This window comes from Streptomyces camponoticapitis, assembly GCF_014646115.1.
GTDB classification, from domain to species: Bacteria; Actinomycetota; Actinomycetes; order Streptomycetales; family Streptomycetaceae; genus Streptomyces; species Streptomyces camponoticapitis.
Window position 1 is genome coordinate 1 of sequence record NZ_BMMV01000007.1, and the last position, 14,255, is coordinate 14,255.

At 69.8% G+C, this 14,255-nt stretch carries 16 protein-coding genes; 7 read left to right on the forward strand and 9 right to left on the reverse strand.

Translation table 11 applies throughout. The annotated features are described in order from the left end of the window. Window positions 1–47: 47 nt before the first annotated feature. Together IEY79_RS12520 and IEY79_RS12525 are read right to left on the reverse strand one after the other, a co-directional pair. On the reverse strand, window positions 48–260 hold the full coding sequence (locus IEY79_RS12520; RefSeq protein ID WP_189107512.1) for a DUF397 domain-containing protein: 213 nt from the start codon (window positions 258–260) through the stop codon (window positions 48–50). Next, window positions 247–1,071 carry a helix-turn-helix domain-containing protein gene (locus tag IEY79_RS12525; protein WP_189107513.1) on the reverse strand — a complete coding sequence of 275 codons (825 nt, stop codon included), beginning with the start codon at window positions 1,069–1,071 and terminating at the stop codon, window positions 247–249. The genes IEY79_RS12520 and IEY79_RS12525 overlap by 14 nt, the downstream gene beginning before the upstream one ends. Before the next feature lie 119 nt (window positions 1,072–1,190). Between IEY79_RS12525 and IEY79_RS12530 the strand changes: the two genes are divergently transcribed. Next, window positions 1,191–1,601, forward strand: coding sequence for an ATP-binding protein (locus IEY79_RS12530; protein WP_229700837.1), 411 nt, complete (start codon window positions 1,191–1,193; stop codon window positions 1,599–1,601). A gap of 122 nt (window positions 1,602–1,723) precedes the next feature. Here the strand turns inward: IEY79_RS12530 and leuE are convergent, their stop codons facing one another. Beyond that, window positions 1,724–2,386, reverse strand: coding sequence for a leucine efflux protein LeuE (gene leuE, locus IEY79_RS12535; RefSeq protein ID WP_189107514.1), 663 nt, complete (start codon window positions 2,384–2,386; stop codon window positions 1,724–1,726). Between the two features lie 116 nt (window positions 2,387–2,502). On the opposite strand from leuE, the gene IEY79_RS12540 reads away from it, so the two are divergent. Together IEY79_RS12540 and IEY79_RS12545 are read left to right on the forward strand one after the other, a co-directional pair. After that, window positions 2,503–2,817, forward strand: coding sequence for an ArsR/SmtB family transcription factor (locus tag IEY79_RS12540; RefSeq protein WP_189107515.1), 315 nt, complete (start codon window positions 2,503–2,505; stop codon window positions 2,815–2,817). Then, window positions 2,814–3,206 carry a VOC family protein gene (locus tag IEY79_RS12545; protein ID WP_189107516.1) on the forward strand — a complete coding sequence of 131 codons (393 nt, stop codon included), beginning with the start codon at window positions 2,814–2,816 and terminating at the stop codon, window positions 3,204–3,206. Before IEY79_RS12540 ends, IEY79_RS12545 begins: the two co-directional genes overlap by 4 nt. A gap of 27 nt (window positions 3,207–3,233) precedes the next feature. Here IEY79_RS12545 and IEY79_RS12550 read toward each other — a convergent pair whose 3' ends face one another. Both IEY79_RS12550 and IEY79_RS12555 read right to left on the reverse strand, forming a co-directional pair. Next, complete coding sequence (locus tag IEY79_RS12550) at window positions 3,234–4,841, reverse strand: acyl-CoA mutase large subunit family protein (protein ID WP_189107517.1); 1,608 nt, start codon at window positions 4,839–4,841, stop codon at window positions 3,234–3,236. 65 nt (window positions 4,842–4,906) lie between these two features. Next, entirely contained in the window at window positions 4,907–5,824 is a 918-nt protein-coding gene (locus tag IEY79_RS12555; protein WP_189107518.1) for a class I SAM-dependent methyltransferase, read from the reverse strand. Between the two features lie 370 nt (window positions 5,825–6,194). Between IEY79_RS12555 and IEY79_RS12560 the strand changes: the two genes are divergently transcribed. After that, window positions 6,195–7,070: a L,D-transpeptidase family protein gene (locus IEY79_RS12560; RefSeq protein WP_373292526.1), complete on the forward strand. Its 876-nt coding sequence runs from the start codon at window positions 6,195–6,197 to the stop codon at window positions 7,068–7,070. Window positions 7,071–7,405: 335 nt separating this feature from the next. Here IEY79_RS12560 and IEY79_RS12565 read toward each other — a convergent pair whose 3' ends face one another. From IEY79_RS12565 to IEY79_RS12580, 4 genes are all read right to left on the reverse strand, one after another. Beyond that, window positions 7,406–8,710 carry a hypothetical protein gene (locus IEY79_RS12565; RefSeq protein WP_189107519.1) on the reverse strand — a complete coding sequence of 435 codons (1,305 nt, stop codon included), beginning with the start codon at window positions 8,708–8,710 and terminating at the stop codon, window positions 7,406–7,408. After that, complete coding sequence (locus tag IEY79_RS12570) at window positions 8,710–9,468, reverse strand: RNA polymerase sigma factor (RefSeq protein ID WP_189107520.1); 759 nt, start codon at window positions 9,466–9,468, stop codon at window positions 8,710–8,712. The genes IEY79_RS12565 and IEY79_RS12570 overlap by 1 nt, the downstream gene beginning before the upstream one ends. A 356-nt stretch (window positions 9,469–9,824) precedes the next feature. Further along, entirely contained in the window at window positions 9,825–10,448 is a 624-nt protein-coding gene (locus tag IEY79_RS12575) for a hypothetical protein (RefSeq protein WP_189107521.1), read from the reverse strand. 248 nt (window positions 10,449–10,696) lie between these two features. Further along, on the reverse strand, window positions 10,697–12,337 hold the full coding sequence (locus IEY79_RS12580; RefSeq protein WP_189107522.1) for a beta-N-acetylhexosaminidase: 1,641 nt from the start codon (window positions 12,335–12,337) through the stop codon (window positions 10,697–10,699). Window positions 12,338–12,672: 335 nt separating this feature from the next. Here IEY79_RS12580 and IEY79_RS12585 point away from each other — a divergent pair, with 335 nt between their 5' ends. The 3 genes from IEY79_RS12585 (at window position 12,673) to IEY79_RS12595 (ending at window position 14,236) form a co-directional block, all read left to right on the forward strand. Then, window positions 12,673–13,191 carry a 2-oxo-4-hydroxy-4-carboxy-5-ureidoimidazoline decarboxylase gene (locus IEY79_RS12585; protein WP_373292535.1) on the forward strand — a complete coding sequence of 173 codons (519 nt, stop codon included), beginning with the start codon at window positions 12,673–12,675 and terminating at the stop codon, window positions 13,189–13,191. A gap of 169 nt (window positions 13,192–13,360) precedes the next feature. After that, a complete protein-coding gene (gene sdhC / locus IEY79_RS12590) occupies window positions 13,361–13,741 on the forward strand; it encodes a succinate dehydrogenase, cytochrome b556 subunit (RefSeq protein ID WP_189107523.1) in 381 nt (126 codons plus the stop codon). Window positions 13,742–13,744: 3 nt separating this feature from the next. Continuing rightward, window positions 13,745–14,236 (forward strand): succinate dehydrogenase hydrophobic membrane anchor subunit, encoded by a 492-nt coding sequence (locus tag IEY79_RS12595; RefSeq protein WP_189107524.1) that lies wholly within the window; start codon window positions 13,745–13,747, stop codon window positions 14,234–14,236. Window positions 14,237–14,255: the final 19 nt, after the last annotated feature.

Genomic DNA, 14,255 nt, shown 5'->3' on the forward strand with positions numbered 1-14,255 from the left:
GACAGTTCATGGCGACGTATCACGACACCATGATCCACCAGCGGTGATCATTTGAAGACACTGCCTAGAGTCCCCGTCCTGACCGCCGAGACGAACGCGGACCAGCCGGCGGCCGGGAAGACGAGCGCGGGGCCCTGCGGGCGCTTGGAGTCCCGGACGGGGACGACGGGGTGGCCGTCGGCGACCTCCAGGCACTCGCCGTTGCCGCCGCCGCTGTAGCTCGACTTGCGCCACCCCGTGAAGCGCTCACTGCTGATCATGTTCGTGTTCCTCCGCTGCGGCCCGGACCAGGGCCAGTGATTCTCCCTGCGACAACGCGTCGCCCAACGCCAGATCGTAGGCCGTTCGACAGTTGGTCACCAGGGCTGGATCGTCCATCAAGTTCCCGGTGTACATACCCTCTACATACGCGACCGGTGCAGCGTCGTTGAAGCTCATCAAGGTGAGCAAACTTTCCATCAGGGAGTGCTCCCCGACCCCGAACGGCAGCACGTGCAGCCGCAGACGTCCCGTCTCGGCCATGCTCGCGATCTTCCTCAGCTGCGTGGCCATGGCGAGCACTCCTCCAACTCGGCGTCGGAGCACGGCTTCGTCCAGCAGCGTCCACAGTACGGGGCCTGACGTGCCCTCAAGGATCTGCGCCCGGTCCATACGGTTGACGACGCGCCGGTCAACGTCGTCCGTCCGGTAGTTCGGGTTGTACGAGCGGAACAACGCCCTTGCATACGCCTCGGTCTGGAGCAGGCCAGGCACGAGCGTGAGCCCGTACTGGCGGATCTCGGTCGCCTGCTTCTCCAACTCCGCCGCGGCGGCGAAGTGATCGGCGAACTTCGAGTCCAGGTCCTCCAGCCACCGCGCGAAGAATCCGTCCGTCCCCAGCGCCTTGTCCAACCGCTTCGCGTCCGCAGGGCTCGGCAGCCGCCTACCCGCCTCGTAGTGGCTGATCAGGGTCGGGGAGCACATCATCTCCCGAGCTACAGCCTCCTGCGTCATGCCCGCCGCGATACGTCGCAGTTTCAGCTCCTCCCCGTACTTCTCCCGGGGACCGCGCGGCACCCGCCCCTCCAGCATGCGTTCAACTCCCGCCCTTGAACTGTGCGTTGTCAAGATCGAACCCCTTCCACGGTAGCGCCCATCACCCCACTCTGTAAGTGAAATGTCACAGAGAGCGACTTGGAGGTGACTTCCCCATGCTGATGAACCCCGATCAAGGGGATTCGGTGGTGCTGCGCTGGAGCCGGCATCCTCGCTGCGTCGGACTCGCCCGGTGGGAGCTGCGGAAGGCCCTCGCCAGGTGGGGGCTCGCTCCGCTCGAAGAGTCCGCCGTGCTCGTACTGTCCGAGCTGCTGACCAACGCCGCGCGGCACGCTTGCGTTTCCCCGGGGCGGGAGATCGAGACCTGGTACCTGCGGCTGTCCGACACGCTCCGTATCGAGGTCCACGACGCCTCGTCCGACTGGCCCGAGGTCCGCGAGCCGGACCTGGAGGCGCCCGGCGGCAGAGGACTCACGCTCGTCGCCGCGCTCGCGGACAGTTGGGGGGTCAAGGACCGCAACGGGCCCGGCAAATCGGTCTGGGCGGAGCTGTCACTTCACCAATGACCCGCCACCGGGTCAACGAGAGGATCCGGCCACGCACCCTGGAGGTACTCGACGACCCGCGTGTCATCCACCCCACGCAGAGGACCAGGCCCGGATACGTATCCGAGCGCGCCCCTGCGCGCCTACGCGCCGCTCAGCGACAGCTTCGCCGCGAAGCCCAGGAACAGCGCGCCGATCGCCGAGGTGGCCGCGGCCGAGAGGCGCTTGCGGCGGCGGAAGGCGGTGGACAGAGCGGTGCCGCCGAAGATCAGCGCCGTCAGGTACAGCAGGCTGACCACCTGCGCTATCACGCCGAGCACCAGGAACGACAGCGCCGGATAGGCGTACGCCGGGTCGACGAACTGCACGAAGAAGGAGACGAAGAAAAGTATCGCCTTCGGGTTGAAGAGACAGATCACGAAGGCGCGCCGGAACGGCCGCTCGTCGTCGCTCGAAACCCCGGGGGCCTCACCCACCGGCTCGTCCCTGACGCCGTCGTGCCGCGTCCGCCACATCGACCAGGCCGTCCGCATCATGCCGACGGCCAGATAGACGAGATAGCCGGCGCCCGTGTACTTCACGACGGAGAAGGCCAGTTCGTTGGCCTGGAGCAGCGAGGCGACGCCCGCCGCCGACAGGACCATCAGCACGGTGTCTCCGCAGAAGACCCCGGCCGCGCCTTTGTAGCCCTCGCGCACGCCCCGTCGGGCGGCCAGCGACAGCACATAGATCGAGTTCGGTCCCGGCAGCAGAATGATCATGACGACGCCGACGACATAGGTCGGCAGATCCGTGGCACCCAGCATGCGGCGGAGTATGGCATGTGCCCCGGAGCCGCAACGAGGGAGTTTCGTCCCCCGGGCGGGCCACCCGTCGGCACCCCGACTTGATAGGCAAGTGCAGGCTTGCCTATGCTGTGGACGTGGCCGACGACCTCTTCAAAGCCTTGGCCGACCCGACCCGCCGCACCATCCTCGACGAGCTCACGGAGAAGTCCGGACAGACCCTGTTCGAGATCTGCTCACGGCTGAGCATGAAGCACCACCTGGGCATCTCGCGCCAGGCGGTCTCCCAGCACCTCGCCGTGCTGGAATCCGCCGGGCTCGTCGAGACCAGGCGGGAAGGCCGCTACAAGTTCCACGACCTGAACACCGCCCCGCTGCGGCAGATCGCCGAGCGATGGCCCGTGCCCCGCACATCCCCCCGACCATCCGCACCGGAGGAGAGCACCCCATGAGAATCCATCTGACCAGCGTCTTCGTCGACGACCAGGCCAAAGCCCTGAGCTTCTACACCGAGATCCTCGGATTCGTGAAGAAGCACGACGTCCCGCTGGGCGAGAAGGACCGGTGGCTGACCGTCGTCTCACCCGACGAGCCCGGCGGCACCGAACTCCTCCTGGAGCCCGCCGGCCACCCGGCCGTCGAGCCGTACCGCTCCACGCTCATCACGGACGGCATCCCGCTCGCCCAGTTCGCCGTCGACGACGTGACGGCGGAGTACGAGCGTCTGAGCGGCCTCGGCGTGCGCTTCACCCAGGAGCCCCTGGAGATGGGCCCCGTCACCACCGCCGTCTTCGACGACACCTGCGGCAACCTGATCCAGATCGCGTCGGCGCCCCGGTAACACCCAAGGCTGATCCGTGGGAGGCGGTCAGAACGTCTCCGTCGGCACATACGCGCCCCACACCTCCCGCAGCGCGTCGCACACCTCCCCCACCGTGGCCCGCGCCTTGAGCGCCCGCTTCATCGGGTGGAGCACATTGCTCGTACCCTCCGCCGCCCGCCGCAGCCCGGCGAGCGCCGCGTCCACCTCACCCCGGTCACGCTCCGCGCGCAACGTGGCCAGCCGGGCCGCCTGCTGGGCCTCGATCGCCGGGTCGACACGCAGCGGCTCGTACGGGTCCTCCTCGGCCAGCCGGTAGCGGTTGACGCCGACCACGACGCGCTCCCCGCTGTCCTGCTCGCGCGCGACCGCGTACGCGCTCCGCTCGATCTCGCCCTTCTGGAAGCCGCGTTCGATGGCCTCGACCGCGCCGCCGAGCTCCTCGACGCGGGCCATCAGCGCCAGCGTCACCTCCTCCAGATCGTCCGTCATCCTCTCGACGGCGTACGAACCGGCGAACGGGTCCACGGTCGCGGTGACATCCGTCTCGTACGCGAGCACCTGCTGCGTACGCAGCGCGAGCCGCGCCGACGTGTCCGTGGGGAGCGCCATCGCCTCGTCGAAGGAGTTCGTGTGCAGGGACTGCGTACCGCCGAGGACGGCGGCCAGCCCCTGCACCGCCACCCGTACGAGATTCACCTCGGGCTGCTGCGCGGTGAGCTGCACACCCGCCGTCTGGGTGTGGAAGCGGAGCATCAGGGACTTCGGATTCCGCGCACCGAATTCCTCGCGCATCACCCGCGCCCAAATACGGCGCGCGGCACGGAATTTGGCCACTTCTTCGAGTATCGTCGTACGGGCGACGAAGAAGAACGAGAGCCGGGGCGCGAAGTCGTCCACGTCCATTCCGGCGGCGACGGCCGTACGGACGTATTCGATACCGTCCGCCAGCGTGAACGCGATCTCCTGCGCGGGCGTCGCCCCCGCCTCGGCCATGTGATAGCCGGAGATCGAGATCGTGTTCCAGCGGGGAATCTCTGTCCGGCAGTACTGGAAAATGTCCGCGATCAGCCGCAGTGAGGGTTTCGGCGGGAAGATGTAAGTGCCACGAGCGATGTACTCCTTGAGTACGTCGTTCTGCACGGTGCCGGTGAGCGAGGCGGCCGGTACGCCCTGTTCCTCGGCGACCAGTTGGTAAAGGAGGAGCAGAAGCGCGGCCGGCGCGTTGATCGTCATCGACGTGGAGACCTGGTCCAGCGGAATCCCGTCGAAGAGGATCCGCATGTCGTCGATGGAGTCGATCGCGACCCCGACCTTGCCGACCTCGCCGCTCGCGATCGGCGCGTCGCTGTCGTGGCCCATCTGGGTCGGCAGGTCGAAGGCGACGGAGAGCCCGGTCGTGCCGTGTTCGATCAGCTGCCGGTAGCGGGCGTTGGACTCGACGGCGGTGCCGAAGCCCGCGTACTGGCGCATGGTCCACGGGCGGCCGGTGTACATCGACGGGTAGACACCCCTGGTGTACGGGTACGAGCCCGGCTCGCCGAGCCGCTCGGCCGGATCCCACCCGGCCCGCGCGCCGGGGCCGTAGACCGGCTCGATCGGCACCCCGCTCTCCGTTCGCCGGGCCGCTCCCCTCTCGCCGGGCTCGGGTGCCATCCGCTCCGCCTCCATCGCTCGCTCGCGCTCGGGGGTACCGGCCCCGCGCTCGGGGTGCCGTCCCCTTACATCTTGCGGGCGCCCGCCTCCCGCAGCCGTGCACGCGAGCGCATCACGGCGCGTGTCACCAGCGGCGGCAGCAGGTCGATGACGAAGCGGCGCACCCGCGCGCGCGGCGACCGCCGGGCGGGCCCGGGGGCGGGTTCGGGCGCCGGAGGCTCTTCGTAGTACCTGGAGCGGGGGAACGGCGGCGCCTCCATGCCGCGTGCCTTCAGCCGTACGAGTTGGTGCCCGGCGGCCTCCTCGACGCTCACGTCGCAGTCGGTACGGCTGTCGGCCAGGGCGATCATGGCCTTCCGCAGCGGCTCGGGGTCGCCCCAGGTGGCGTACAGCTTCTGTGTGGTCAGACAGACCGGGCGCAGACCGCCGTCGAGCACCGCCTCCCAGGTGGCGAGGGCGACGCCCGGCGTGTGCTCGGAGCGGAAGTCGTCGAGGACGACGATGCCGCCGGGCAGCAGGATGTCGCGGGCGGCGACGATGTCGCCGCGGACGTGCTCGTACAGGTGCGAGGCGTCGATGTGGACGAATCGGCACGACCGCGGCTCGACCTCACCGGGGACGATCGAGCTCGGTCCGTGGAGCACGCGCGGGAGCGTGTCGTGGAAGGAGAGGTAGTTCCGTTCGAATGCCTCGCGCGTGAGCGTCCGGTAGGACCGCGACGTCTCCGCGTTGTTCGCGGCGTCCGGGGCGTCGGACTCGAAGAGATCACAGACGGTGAAGCGGTCGCCGTCGCGCAGATGGTGCCCGAGGAAGATCGCGCTCTTGCCCATGAAGACACCGAGTTCCAGCAGATCACCGGGCTCTCCGCGTTCCTCCTGCCGGTCGAGCAGTGTGCCGAAAATCAGCCGGTCGAGATTGGGGAACCAGCCGCGCACGTCGGCGAGTTCGCCTGGGCGCGGCTTGTCGTCGTGAACTGTCGTCATGGCGATATGAACCTTCGGGTGGTCGGGACGCGCTTCTCGTGGGCTCCGGTCTGGGATTTCCGGTTTCGCATGGTTGCGCGCCACGGCGTCGATCAGGAAGGCTCACGGTCGAGGCATGCTTTTCTTTCGCGGATCGGCAATGTGAAATTCATCTACAGGTAAGTTTTCCGCGACGACGGGACCGTCCGGGCAACCGGAACGGGTCCTGAGTTGTCTCATGAGATACATGCCGGCTCAGCCGGCCCGGAGATAATCGCCATCGGACAGCTCAGTGGCAGACAGGGGGACGAACGTGCCCAGAACATCCACGCGGCCCGGAACGCTGACGCGGACAGAACCGCGGCGACCGCGCACGGCCACGCTCCGCGCCGTGCTCGCCACCGGTGCTGTGCTCGCTGTCACCGTCGGCTGCTCGGCGCAGGTGGTGACCGATCCGGCCGGTGGCGCCGACGACAAGGCGGGCACCGGCAGCGGCGTCCGGATCGAGCCGGCGGGACCGGCGTCGAGCAGCCCCTCGGCGAAGCCCGCCGCGGCGTCGAAGCCGCCGGTCACACCCTCCGCGCAGCCGTCGAAGAGCGCGACCCGGAAACCGGCGCCGCCGAAGCCCGAGCCCAAGACGGTGATGGCGAGCGGCTCCGAGGGCGACCAGGTACGTGAACTCCAGGCCAGGCTCCGGCAGATCGCCCACTTCAACCGCGCGCCCACCGGCTACTACGGCTCGGTCACCGCCGATGCCGTGACGTCGTTCCAGGCCAAGCGCGGCCTGCCGCTCACCGGCACGACCGACACGGTCACCTGGGAGCGGCTGCTGGGGATGACGAAGAAGCCGACCGCCGCCGAGCTGCGTCCGCCGGCGGTGGAGAAGCCCGCGCCCAAGCCGGACCCGCGGTGCATGACGGGCCGGGTGATGTGCATCAGCAAGACGAGCCGGTCGCTGTCCTGGATGATCGACGGCAAGGTGATGTCGACGATGGACGTCCGGTTCGGCTCGCAGTACACGCCGACCCGCGAGGGCACGTTCAAGGTCGGCTGGAAGTCCCGGCACCACGTCTCGACGCTGTACGACACCCCGATGCCGTACGCGATGTTCTTCAGCGGCGGCCAGGCGGTGCACTACTCGGCGGACTTCGCGGCCAGGGGCTACAGCGGGGCCTCGCACGGATGCGTCAACGTACGGGACGAGAAGAAGCTCTCGTCGCTCTTCGACCAGGTGCGGACCGGCGACAAGGTCGTCGTCCACTGGTGACGGTGCCGGTGACGGGCCGGCCGCGGTGTGCGGCCCGGAGTGGTGGGAGTTGAGAGGCGCGGGCGGGACCGGGGGAACGTATCCCGCCCGCGCCAATTGTGCGTCGAGCCGAAGGTACGGGGGGAACCCCGGCTCAGACGCGGCCGATGACCAGTCGGCTCACTCTTTACTGCGTCACTGCGTGGAAAAACGTCACACCCGCGTCCCGGACGCCGATCCTGGCCGAAAATCGAGGGAAGCGCGGGTGGTTCGGGCGGATGCGGGCGCGATGACCGGAATGGGTTTCGGGAGCGGATGACGGGAACCGGCCATGTGAGTGGGTGCCCCGCACAGGGCTACGGGGCCGCTTGGTCCGTACCGGGACCGGAGCCCGCGTCGGAGCCCGTACCGATGTCCGCGCCGGAGTCCGTACCGGCGTCCGGTGTCACCGGGAGCAGGGGCGGCAGGTTCGCCCCCTCGGGGTCCGGGTCCATCCCGATGGTCTCGCCGTAGTCGCCGCCGGGCCAGCCGGTCGAGGGCTCTCCGGAACCGCCGCCGGTGCCACCGCCGTCGGTGCCACCGTCGCCGCCGCCACCGTCCGTGCCGCCGTCGCTGCCGCCGCCGTCGTCGGGGCCGCCGTTCTGCGGCCCGTCGCCACCGCCGCTGCCGCCGTCGCCGCCACCGGTACTGCCGCCGTCGTCGCCGTGGCCGTGACCGGGAGCACCCTCGTAATGGCCGTCGCCGCCCGAGCCGCCGCTCAGCAGTTCGTCACAGAACCGGGTGACACCTGCGGGCCCTTTGGCCACGTCCTCCAGCAGCTTCTTCTTTCCCCCGGCGATCGTGCCGTCGCGGTACTCGTGGCAGGCCTGGACGAGCCTGGCGTACCACTTCTCGCCGTTTCCGCCCTTCCAGCCGTTACCGGAAGCCTGCCCCTTGTCGCCCTTGCCCTTGTCGCCCTTCGGGCCGCCGTCCCCGGCCGTACCGGCCGTCGGGTGCGTGCCCGTGGCGCCGGGCACGACAGAGCCCGCGCCGTCGCCGCCCGACGGCTCGCCCGGAGGGGGCGGCCGGCTGACGCCGGTGCTCGGCGAGTCGGACACCAGGGGTTCGGGAGTCACCGCGCCCGAGACGGAGTTCGCCGGCCGGGGCGAACTCTCACCGGCGGACGGCGCGTACAGATAACCGGCTCCGGCGGCCACCCCGCTCAGCGCGCATCCGGCCATGGCCGCGGCCAGCCCCAGCCGGATCGGGCGTCCGAAGCTCGGCAGACGTACCCGACGGCGCTGTTCGGGGACAAGGCGTACGGTTCCGATCCCGTCGGTGTCGGCGGTGGAGCCGGCGGTGTCCGTGACCCGGTTCCGCGAAACGGCCCGTCCCGCCCCGCCTGTCCCGACGGCCTGCCGGAACGCGGCCAGCGCGGCGGCCTCGCCGGGCAGTTCGCCCGAGGCCGCGGCAGCGCCGGCGCCCGTGTCCCGGCCCTCACTGTCGCCCCCGCCGTCGCCCTCGTTCGGGCTCGGGCTGGCTACGCGCGCGGCTTCCGCCAAAACCCTGGCGAGCCGGTCGGCCTGCGCCTGGGCGTGTTCGTCGGCGGTCTCGACCGGCCTTCCGCGCAGCAGAAGCTCCGCGACGCCGTGGTTGAGCCACGTCTCACGCTCGTGCGCCATCACATGTCCTTCTGCGTCCCCGGCGGCGAATGCGTCACACCAGCGGGTTCGGGAGCGACCTGGTGACGGCCGCGCTGCGGCGGTACGGATCCGAGCTCCAGGCCGTTGACCGCGCCACCGTGCGGGGTGGCACCGTGCGGGATGCGCCCGGCGGGGTCCGCCGAGGTGGAACGGTCGGATCCGTCGGGGCCCTCCAGCGGTTCCGGGTCGTCGGCGCCGAGCAGTTCGGCCAGCCGCTTGAGCCCGCGGTGCGCCGCCGTCCGTACGGCGCCGGGCCGCTTGCCGAGCGTCCGGGCCGCGCTCTTCGCGTCGAGCCCGACCACGACGCGCAGGACGACGGCCTCCGCCTGGTCCTGCGGCAGTTGCGCGATCAGTGCCATGGTCGTGTCGGTGGACAGGGCCTCCATCGCCTCGTCGGCGGTGTCCGAATCGGCGGGCTTGCCGGCGAGCTCGGTCTCGTCGCTGCCGGCCGCCGGGCGCCTGCCGCGCATCCGTATGTGGTCGAGGGCGCGGTTACGGGCGATGCGCGCGGTCCAGCCGCGGAAGCGGTCGGCGTCGCCGCTGAAGCGTTCGAGGTCGCGGGCTATCTGGAGCCAGGCCTCAGAAGCCACGTCCTCGGCATCAGGCTCGCCGACGAGCGTTCGTATATAGGCCAACAACCGCGGGTGCACTGCGCGGTACACAGTCCGGAACGCAGTCTCGTCCCCGTCCTGTGCCGCGAGCACCGCGGCGGTGAGCTCCGCGTCGTCCCCCAGCACTCCACACAACCTGTCTTGAATCGCGGCTGGTCACTGCCGCGCGCCCCCACGCGCTCCTGCACGCTACGGCCTCTCGGATGCCCAAGTCCATAATTTGTACAACTCGCAACAACTACCTGACCGACGCCGGTGTGACAGAAAACGCTCTCCTGACGCTGACATGAGTACGGGGCCGCAGAGCGTCCCCGCCGGAAGACGACCGGGGCCTCTCCTGTGGGGGGTGGCGGCCCCGGTCGTCCTCTCCACCCCCCGCGCGCACAGCCGTGACCCGCACGTCCGCCGATTTCCCGCGGACGTGGAGCGGCCCCCTGGCGCCGCCGACATCCGCGGACGCGCTGACCGTACGAGCCCCCGGGTCAGCCCTGGGCCCTGGTCCGGCGCGAGACGACGGCGCGCAGCACCCGCCGGCCCTCGATCGAAAGGTCGAGCGCCTGGCGCAAGCCCGCCGCGCCGGCTGTCTCGGACAGGATCTCCAGGATCTGGATCTGCCGGCGCAGTTCACCGGAGACCAGCGGCCCGGCGGTGAACGGTCCGATGCCGGGCTTCCCTTCGCCGCCGTCGGCCACTCCCGTACGGCAGCGCTCGACCCAGTCGCTGTAGGCGCCGGCCGCGACGGTGCCAGCCGCGCCGATGGCCCGGTCCCCCACCACGTCGAACTGCTGGTGGATCTCCAGCGCCACCACCGAGCAACTGTCGGACCAGGCGCGCAGCGGTTCGGCCGACCACTCGGAAGGCGCGGCGGCGAGCATCTTCCGTACGAGGACGGCCGTTTCGTCGCTGATGACGGCCGCCTCCATGGTCTCCCTGGCCGCCGCGAGGCGCGGGGCCCAGGTTTCGGCGCCGTCGGCGATGCCCGACCAGAGCGGGCGCAGTACCTCGCCCTCGTCGGCGAGCAGCGGCAGGCAGCGGTCGAGGCAGGCGACGCCACTCGCGGCGAGCCCTCGCTCATCCGCCTGAACGATCAGTTCCACCAGGCTCATTCACGTCTCCCGTCGCGGGCAGAATACTGCTCATTAAAGCGCCCGGCGGCTGAAAAACGTCACTGATGGCTCAGAAAAACCGGTTCGGTTCGCGAGGAAGACACACCCAACGACCGCTACGTCCTCAATCGCCGGACGGGTGCAATCAAGCCCGTCCGGCGACTGAGGACAGAACGCAGCAAGCCCGTCCGGCGACTGAGGACAGAACGCAGCAAGCCCGTCCGGCGACTGAGGACAGAACTCCGGTTCTACTCCGTCACTTCGTTCGCCAGCGATCTGAACTGCGGCCAGGTGAGCCCCGGTTTGACCGGGTTCCACACCTTCTGCGACAGCGCCGCCAGCGGCAGCCGGATGCCGTCCGCCACCTGGTCCTGCGTCTGGGCGGTCGCGATGTCGCCCCACACCGCGAACCGGGCGCCGAGGATCTGCTTCGAGTACTTCTCCGGCACCGGTGTCGTGCCGCGCAGCACGAGCGGGGTCCACTGCTCGTAGATCCGCTGACCCGTCGGGTACACGAAGTCGTTCGGCTGGCCGAGCACGTAGTAGAGGAACTCGTCGTTGAGGTTCACCACCGGCCGGCCCTCGCGCAGATAGTCCAGCGGCGGTCGCGCACCGATCTCCTTGCCGGTCCAGTAGTCGACCTGGAGGTTCTGGTCGGCCTTGACGACACCGCCGGCGAAGAAGCCGTCGTTCCAGGCCTGAACGTCCTTCTTCTTCGCCCGCACGACGGCCGCGCGGTCGTTCATCCAACCGGTCGCCAGGTCCTGGACCTTGGCGTCGGCGCCGTACTTCTTCCGTGCGGCGGCGGCCAGTTGGGGGAAGGACGCCTCGGGGTTCCGGACCACGAGCGCCTGGTACTCGTCCGCGCCGATGTGCCAGAACGGCCCGGGGAACAACGTGTCGTACTCACGCAGCAGTTCGTCCACGATCTTCGCGGACGCGGGCTTCGAGATGTCGATGGCACCGCGGGTGGGCTGCCCGTTCACGTTCCGGAGCTGGAGCTCGGGGTGGGGTGCCATCACGGCGCCCAGATGCCCCGGCGAGTCGATCTCCGGGATGATGTTGATGTGCAGCCGGCCGGCGAGGGCGATGATCCTGCGGACCTGGGCCTTGGTCAGATGCTGCTCCGAGACGATCTCGGGGTGGGTGTCCGACGCGATACGGAAGCCCTGGTCGTCGGAGAAGTGCAGGCCCAGCTGGTTGAGTTTGAGGTCGGCCATCTCGCGCAGCCGGTCCTCGATCCAGCCGGGTGTGTAGTACTTGCGCGCGATGTCCAGGTTGAGTCCCCGCTGCGGGCGGTCGGGGCGGTCCCGTACGACGCCCTCCGGTATCCCCCCGTCGGCGCGTACCGACTGCTTGAGCGTGCGCGTCCCGTAGAAGACCCCGGCCTCGTCCGGCCCGGCGATCCGGACGCGTCCGTCGCGTGCGGTGAGGGTGTACGACTCGGGGCCCGCCTGCTTGCCCGATTGCAGGGCCAGCTCGACATCACCGGCCTTGGCCGCGACCGCGCCCCGGTAGTCGATCTTCAGCTCCGAGGCCAGGAGCTTCCCCTCGTCGGCCAGCTTCGCGCTGTTCTTCGCGATGACGACGCCGCTGCCGCCGCCGGGCCGCCAGCCGGGCCCGCGGGCAGCCTCGTGCTGCCGTACGGAGGGCACGGTGCGCGGGGCTTTGGAGAGCGCGAAGGTGCTTGAGGGGTCCGGTGCGGCCGGACGGGTGTCGGACCGTGCCGACGACGCCTCGCTGGTGGCGGCCGGCGCCGTGGCGGCGGTGCCCGCCGACGCGCCGTGACCGGGCCGGGTGGTGTCGGGCCAGGCCACCACCGTGAGAGTGACGGCGGCCGCCACGACAGCGGCGCCGCCCACCAGAGCCCCCGGGGAGTTCCACCTCATCCGTGACCATCCCTAATAGAAGAAAAAGGAAGGAAGTAGGGCGAACGTCCCATGTCCGCGCCCGTCGCGCGAGCCGGAGACGTCACGTCCGGGTGAAATTCGCGCATCTGTCGGGCGCCCGCCACCGGCCATGGATAGCGTGACGAAACATCCGTCTCGTCCTTATCGGCCCTCACTCCCGCCCCTACTCCTATCACCTCCCGTCACCCGTTCGGCCTGCGGTCCCGCGCCGCCCGAGCTGTGACGCAGCGTCCGAGGAGCCCACGCTGTCCAGCGATTCCCACGCCGGTCTGGCGCGCTTCAACGCCGCCCCGGCAGACACCGTCGAGCACGCGCTGCTTGCCTGCTGCGGAAACCGCCGCTGGGCCCGCCGGCTCGCCGACCACCGCCCGTACCCGACCGTCGACGCGCTCCTCGCCGCCACCGACGAGGCGAGTTACGACCTGTCCCTGGCCGACCTCGCCGGAGCACTCGCCCACGAGACGCCGGCGGAACCGCACCACGGGGTGCCACTCGCCGCCCGGACGGCGCTGCGGGCGGCGCATGCCGCGTACGAGAGCAGTTTCGGCCACGCGTTCGTCATCAGCCTCGACCACCACCGGCCCGAGGAACGCCTGAACCACGTGCTGACCCGGATCCGCGAGCGGCTGGCCCACGACCCCGACGAGGAGCGCGCCGTCGCCGCCGAGGAACTGCGCCGGCTCGCGCACTCCAGGGTCGCGCGCCTGGTGGGCCGGTCCGGGAGCCACCCCGAGGGGCGCGCGGCGGGCCGCCAACCGGAACCGCCCGCTCCCCGCGTTTCGCAGGAATCGAACGACTACGGCCGTCCGGATAGCCCGTCCGTGGCTGTTTGACTGCCTGTTTGATCACACGAGCGGGCCCCCGGGCAATCGAGCCGACAAAGCGTCGCTACGATGGCCAGGGCCGGTGGACCGTACCCGGCCGGGCGCGACCGACACCACTGTGCTTCATCGAGTAGAAGATGGCGGCCGGCCCCGATCCCCGCTCCCGGAGGGCTTTTCCGTGCCGGCTGGAACGCTGTACCGCGGCCGGGAAGGAATGTGGTCATGGGTGGCTCATCGAGTCACCGGCGTCGCCATCTTCTTCTTCCTGTTCGTCCATGTACTGGACACCGCACTCGTCCGCGTCTCCCCCGAGGCCTACGACGATGTCGTAGCGACCTACAAGACGCCCATCGTCGGCGTGTTGGAGTACGGCCTCGTGGCCGCCGTCCTCTTCCACGCGCTCAACGGCCTGCGCGTGATCGCCGTGGACTTCTGGTCCAAGGGCGCGCGCTACCAGAAGCAGATGCTCTGGAGCGTCGTGGGAGTCTGGCTCGTCCTCATGCTGGGCGCCATCTACCCCGTGCTCGGTCATGCCGCACGCGAACTCTGGGGGAGCTGACCGATGTCCGCAGACACCACCGCGACCGGCTCCACGGCCGCGATCAGTCCCGTCGAGAGCGTGAGCGTCTTCGACGTCGACCACCCGGCTCCGCTCATCGAGCCGCCGCGCAAGCGCACCGCGAAGACACCGAAGGCCACACGCGGCAACTTCGAGATGGCCGCCTGGCTGTTCATGCGCCTGTCCGGCGTCGTCCTCGTCGTCCTGGTCATCGGCCATCTGCTCATCCAGCTGGTGCTGGACGGCGGCGTCGCCAGGATCGGGTTCGCCTTCGTGGCCGGCCGCTGGGCGTCCCCGTGGTGGCAGACCTGGGATCTGCTGATGCTGTGGCTGGCGATGCTGCACGGCGGCAACGGCATGCGCACGATCATCAACGACTACGCGGAGCGTGCCAACACCCGCCTGTGGCTCAAGGGTCTGCTGTACACCGCCACGGTGTTCACCATCCTTCTGGGCACGCTGGTGATTTTCACCTTCGACCCGAACATCCGCTAAGGCCCGGGGCTGACGAGAG

Coding starts and splice junctions, on each gene's coding strand:
- IEY79_RS12520 (WP_189107512.1), bottom strand. CDS start 260: ATGATCAGCAGTGAGCGCTTCACGGGGTGGCGCAAGTCGAGCTACAGC.
- IEY79_RS12525 (WP_189107513.1), bottom strand. CDS start 1,071: ATGCTGGAGGGGCGGGTGCCGCGCGGTCCCCGGGAGAAGTACGGGGAG.
- IEY79_RS12530 (WP_229700837.1), top strand. CDS start 1,191: ATGCTGATGAACCCCGATCAAGGGGATTCGGTGGTGCTGCGCTGGAGC.
- leuE (WP_189107514.1), bottom strand. CDS start 2,386: ATGCTGGGTGCCACGGATCTGCCGACCTATGTCGTCGGCGTCGTCATG.
- IEY79_RS12545 (WP_189107516.1), top strand. CDS start 2,814: ATGAGAATCCATCTGACCAGCGTCTTCGTCGACGACCAGGCCAAAGCC.
- IEY79_RS12550 (WP_189107517.1), bottom strand. CDS start 4,841: ATGGCACCCGAGCCCGGCGAGAGGGGAGCGGCCCGGCGAACGGAGAGC.
- IEY79_RS12555 (WP_189107518.1), bottom strand. CDS start 5,824: ATGACGACAGTTCACGACGACAAGCCGCGCCCAGGCGAACTCGCCGAC.
- IEY79_RS12565 (WP_189107519.1), bottom strand. CDS start 8,710: ATGGCGCACGAGCGTGAGACGTGGCTCAACCACGGCGTCGCGGAGCTT.
- IEY79_RS12575 (WP_189107521.1), bottom strand. CDS start 10,448: ATGAGCCTGGTGGAACTGATCGTTCAGGCGGATGAGCGAGGGCTCGCC.
- IEY79_RS12580 (WP_189107522.1), bottom strand. CDS start 12,337: ATGAGGTGGAACTCCCCGGGGGCTCTGGTGGGCGGCGCCGCTGTCGTG.
- IEY79_RS12595 (WP_189107524.1), top strand. CDS start 13,745: ATGTCCGCAGACACCACCGCGACCGGCTCCACGGCCGCGATCAGTCCC.